This is a genomic window from Clostridium sp., from assembly GCF_032552055.1.
In the GTDB taxonomy this organism is placed as follows: domain Bacteria; phylum Bacillota; class Clostridia; order Clostridiales; family Clostridiaceae; genus Clostridium.
This window is the reverse complement of record NZ_JAWGSV010000310.1, coordinates 1-3279: the sequence shown is the minus strand read 5'-3', so window position 1 is coordinate 3279 and position 3279 is coordinate 1. Positions and strand designations below refer to the sequence as shown.

The following is a 3279-nucleotide window of genomic DNA, read 5'->3' as shown; positions in this document are numbered from 1 at the left end:
TAATAGTTCTACATAAATAATCATTATGTAAGAAAATTCATAAATTAATTATTTAAAAAAACTTGAAATTAAATAGTATATATAATATAATTGTTTTAAAATTAAATAGTTCTTATTAAGAGTGGTGGAGGGACTGGCCCTATGAAACCCGGCAACCTACAATTATGTATTTATTTGTGTGGTGCTAAATCCTACAGTTAATCTGAAAAATAAGAAAACTAGTATGCAATTATATAGTTGTATTTAAGAATTCTTTCTATTTTGGAAGAGTTCTTTTTTTATTTATAAAAGGGGGAATCACAATGAACGAAAAGAAATTACAATTTGAAACTATCTCTGTAAGAGGGGCAAGCGGAGGAGATAGTGTCACTGGTGCAATAAGCTATCCTATTTATCAAAGTACAACTTTTAAGCATCCAGAATTAAATAAAAGTACTGGATATGATTATTCTAGAACTAATAATCCAACTAGAGAAGAGGTTGAAAGGACAATTTGTCTTTTAGAAGAAGGAAAAGAAGCCTTAGCTTTTTCTACTGGAGTTGCTGCAATAACAGCATGTTTTCATTTATTCAAACCTGGGGATCACATTATAGTTTCAGAGGATCTTTATGGTGGAACTTTTAGATTGTTTAATGATTTTTATAGTGTATTTGGTATAAAATCTACCTTTGTAGATACTACTAGCTTAGATAAGATTAAAGAGGCTATTACAGATGAGACTAAGGCTATATTTATAGAAACTCCATCTAATCCATTAATGAGAGTAAGTGATATTTCTGATATAAGTTATTTATGTAAGAAGAATAAGTTAACTTTAATAGTTGATAATACTTTCTTAACTCCATATTTTCAAAAGCCTTTATTATTAGGTGCAGATATTGTAATTCATAGTGGTACAAAGTTTCTAGGTGGCCATAATGATGTTTTATCCGGATTTTTAATAGCAAATGATACTGATATTATTAATAAGTTAAGAGTAGTTCAAAACTCGACAGGTGCAACTTTATCAGCTTTTGATTCTTGGTTACTATTAAGAGGGTTAAAGACATTATCTATAAGACTTGATAAATCTCAAGAAAATGCTATTCTAATTGCTAATTATTTAAAAAGAAACGAAAATGTAGAAAAGGTATATTATGTAGGTCTTGAAGATCATGAAGGCTATGATGTAAATATTGTACAATCCACTGGTTATGGTTCAATGATTTCATTTAAGGTTAAGAAGGTTTCTTTAGTTGCTAAGTTACTAAAAAAACTTGAAGTTATTTCTTTTGCTGAAAGCTTAGGTGGGGTTGAAACATTAATTACTTATCCATATACTCAAACTCATGTGGATATGCCGAATGATCTTAAGCAAAGACTTGGAGTAGATGAAAGATTATTGAGATTGTCTGTTGGAATAGAAAATATAAATGATTTATTAGATGATTTAAAATCAGTATTGGGGGAGTAATATGAAATTTGGAACAAAGTTATTACACAGTGAAAAAACTATAGATAAAAATACAGGAGCAGTTACATTACCTATATATCAAAGCTCTACTTTTCATCAATTTGATATAGATAATTTCGGTGAATATGACTATGCTAGATCTGGAAATCCAACTAGAAATGCTTTAGAGAAAGAATTCGCAAGACTTGAAAGTGGTAAATATGCATATGCATTTTCTTCTGGGATAGCAGCTATATCTTCTGTGATTAGCACATTTTCTTCAGGAGATCATCTAATTGTAGCAGAAGATGTGTATGGAGGAACTTATAGGTCTGTAACTAAGCTTTTTAATAGATTTAATATTGCGTTTACCTTTGTAGACACTAGTAAAATAGAAAATATAGAAAAAGAAATTAAAGAAAATACTAAGGCAATTTATCTAGAAACTCCATCAAATCCTTTACTAAAAATAACTGATTTAAAGGAAGCGGTAAATTTTGCTAAGAAACATAACTTACTTACAATAGTTGATAATACTTTTATGTCACCATATCTTCAAAGACCTTTAGAATTAGGTATTGATATAGTGGTTCATAGTGCAACTAAGTTTATTGGTGGTCATAGTGATGTAATAGCAGGATTTGCAGTTACAAATGATAAGTTATTAGCTGCAGAAATATATAGAGTTCAAAATGGATTTGGTGCTATTTTATCTCCACAAGATTGTTATTTAGTATCTAGGGGGCTAAAAACTTTAAAAATCAGAATGGATCAATCTCAGAATAATGCTTTAGAACTTTCAAAGTGGCTTTTAGAGCAGGAATTGGTAGAAGCAGTATATTATCCTGGCATTGAATCTCATAAGTATTATGAAGTTCATAAAAATCAATCCTTTGGTCCAGGGGCTGTACTATCTTTTAAATTTAAAAATATAGAGCAAACTAAGCACTTTTTAAATAATGTTGAAAATGTAGTAGTTGCAGTAAGCTTAGGAGCTGTAGAAACTATAGTTTCTTATCCAGTAAAGATGAGCCATGCTGCAATTCCTCGAGAAGAAAGAGAAAGATTAGGCATTACTGACACCTTAATTAGAGTTTCTTTGGGAATAGAAGATATAGAAGATATTATTGAAGGGTTTAAAAAAGGATTTCTAAATTAGTAATTTATAGTCATTGACAAGAAAAGTTAAAAGAGATAACATAAAGGTTAATAAATTAATTGTATAAAATTATATTTAGCAAATACGTTATGTAGGTGATGAAGTGTCAAAATATGATGATTTAAAGTTAGATAACCAAATTTGTTTTTCTCTTTATGCTGTATCTAGGGAAATAATTAAATTATATAAACCCATTTTAGATGAGTTGAATTTAACATATACTCAATATTTAGTAATGCTTGTCTTATGGGAAGAAAATAAAGCTACAGTTAAGCAGCTTGGTAATAGATTACATTTAGATTCAGGTACCTTAACTCCTCTTCTAAAAAAACTAGAATCTATGGAACTAATAGAAAAGTATAGATCAAAAGAAGACGATAGAGTAGTTTTTGCTGAACTTACATCTAAGGGGAGAGAATTGCAAGAGAAATCAAAAGATGTTCCTAAAAAAGTTTTATGTAATATGAAATTTAGCGAAGATAAGATAAAACAAATAAAAGAAGGAATAGATGAATTGCTATTTAGTTTAAAATAGTAATTAATTGGAGCTGTAATATTACAGCTCCATATTATTTTGATTAATTATATGTTTCAATAAATATTTAATATATTGTAATCTTATATGTAAAATGTCACTAACAACTAAAATCATATTGCAGAAAAATATATACTAGAGTAGTATATATA

3 protein-coding genes and 1 riboswitch are annotated in these 3279 nt (G+C 28.5%); all 3 genes read left to right on the top strand.

Annotated elements, in window-relative coordinates; all coding sequences use genetic code 11:
- Positions 1-109: 109 nt before the first annotated feature.
- Positions 110-216: riboswitch (SAM riboswitch) on the top strand.
- Positions 217-302: 86 nt separating this feature from the next.
- Positions 303-1454: a PLP-dependent aspartate aminotransferase family protein gene (locus tag E6248_RS14715; RefSeq protein ID WP_316341534.1), complete on the top strand. Its 1152-nt coding sequence runs from the start codon at positions 303-305 to the stop codon at positions 1452-1454.
- A 1-nt stretch (position 1455) separates the two neighbouring features.
- Positions 1456-2592, top strand: a complete 1137-nt coding sequence (locus E6248_RS14710; RefSeq protein WP_316341533.1) for an aminotransferase class I/II-fold pyridoxal phosphate-dependent enzyme — start codon at positions 1456-1458, stop codon at positions 2590-2592.
- A gap of 103 nt (positions 2593-2695) precedes the next feature.
- Positions 2696-3127, top strand: coding sequence for a MarR family transcriptional regulator (locus tag E6248_RS14705; RefSeq protein ID WP_316341532.1), 432 nt, complete (start codon positions 2696-2698; stop codon positions 3125-3127).
- Positions 3128-3279 lie beyond the last annotated feature (152 nt).

Excerpts from the sequence above, each read along its gene's own strand:
- E6248_RS14715 (WP_316341534.1), top strand. The coding sequence starts at position 303 with ATGAACGAAAAGAAATTACAATTTGAAACTATCTCTGTAAGAGGGGCA.
- E6248_RS14710 (WP_316341533.1), top strand. The coding sequence starts at position 1,456 with ATGAAATTTGGAACAAAGTTATTACACAGTGAAAAAACTATAGATAAA.